General features: G+C 68.3%; 2 protein-coding genes. Both read right to left on the reverse strand.

The features are described from left to right. Entirely contained in the window at positions 1-309 is a 309-nt protein-coding gene (locus tag ACIPN7_RS29850) for a hypothetical protein (RefSeq protein WP_400550856.1), read from the reverse strand. 51 nt (positions 310-360) lie between these two features. Beyond that, on the reverse strand, positions 361-1269 hold the full coding sequence (locus tag ACIPN7_RS29855) for an IS5 family transposase (RefSeq protein ID WP_400550858.1): 909 nt from the start codon (positions 1267-1269) through the stop codon (positions 361-363). Between the last annotated feature and the right edge of the window lie 56 nt (positions 1270-1325).

Genomic DNA, 1325 nt, shown 5'->3' on the forward strand with positions numbered 1-1325 from the left:
CTAGGGCGTGTTTTGGATTGCGGCTGTGGTCTCGGCCCAGGCCTGGACTTCGGTCGCGATAGCGACGGGATCGGCGGCAGGGACCGTGCTGGTCTCGCCGGTGCGTGAGTCGGACCGTTCGATCTCGTAGCCGCCCAGACCACCTCGACGGGTGAGCACAGCGATCGACCACTGAAGATCGTCATCGTCGGGGAACACGATGAAGAAGGTGTTCTCCTCGCGGTTCAACGCGCGCACGAGAGCAACGAGGTCGGCATGGGTGGGGTCCTCGATGTAGTCGCCGCCCTCGGAGTCCGCGTAGTACCGCACCAGGTCAGCCCTCTCGTTCAGGTCACGGGAACCGGCCCAGCATGCCAGCACTCATCCCGCACGCACGAGCGCGGCTACCCAGTCATCGATCGCCGCGACCGTCACGGTGGTCTCGTAGCGGACCTGCAGCTTGTCGAACCTGGTGGCGACCGCCCGCCAGCGTTTGAGGCGGTTGAACATGCACTCCACCGCGTGCCGCTTCTTGTAGTCCTCGTAGTCGACTGTTGGTGGACGCCCGCCGGCCGAGCCCTTCGCCTGCCGGTGGGCGGCGTGGTCCTTCTTGTCCGGGATCGTCGCGCCGATGCCCCGCCGGCGCAGCAAAGCCCGGTTCGCGGCCGAGGCGTAAGCCTTGTCACCACGGACCCGGTCCGGCCTCGTGCGCGGCCGCCCCACCCCACCGGGACGCTTGACCCTGACCTGCTCGAGCACCGGGGCGAACTGCGGGCTGTCACCACGCTGCCCGGCCGTGACGACCATGCCCATCAGCTTCTGCCCCTGCTCGGCCACAGCATGCACCTTCGTGCTCCACCCACCTCGGGAACGGCCCAGCCCGTGGTCAGCAGGCTCGGCCGTGGGCCCGTCTGGTGGTTCCTTCTGCAGCTCGGGATGCTTACGCGCACCAGCGGCGTGCTGATGCGCCCGGGCGATCGTCGAGTCGACGTTCAGATCCCACTCGATCAGGCCCGCCGCGTCCGCCCCAGTGCGCAACCGGTCGGTGATCCGCTCCCAGGTGCCGTCGCGCTGCCACCGACGGAACAACCCATACACACTCGACCACGGCCCGTACCGTTCTTGCGGCACATCCCGCCACGGGCAACCGGCCCGGACCCTGTGCCGGATCCCATCGATCTGCCGGCGCAGGAACCTCGCCCGCCGGCCCCGCGCTCGCACCGGAAGCAACGGCGCCAGCACCGACCACGCCTCATCCGTCAGATCATGCCGACCAACGACCCCGCTCACGACCCCGCATCATGCCGAACCCGCAGGTCAGAACCACAATCCAAAACACGCCCTAG

The sequence above is a fragment of the Promicromonospora sp. NPDC090134 genome (genome assembly GCF_044746965.1).
Taxonomy (GTDB): Bacteria; Actinomycetota; Actinomycetes; order Actinomycetales; family Cellulomonadaceae; genus Promicromonospora.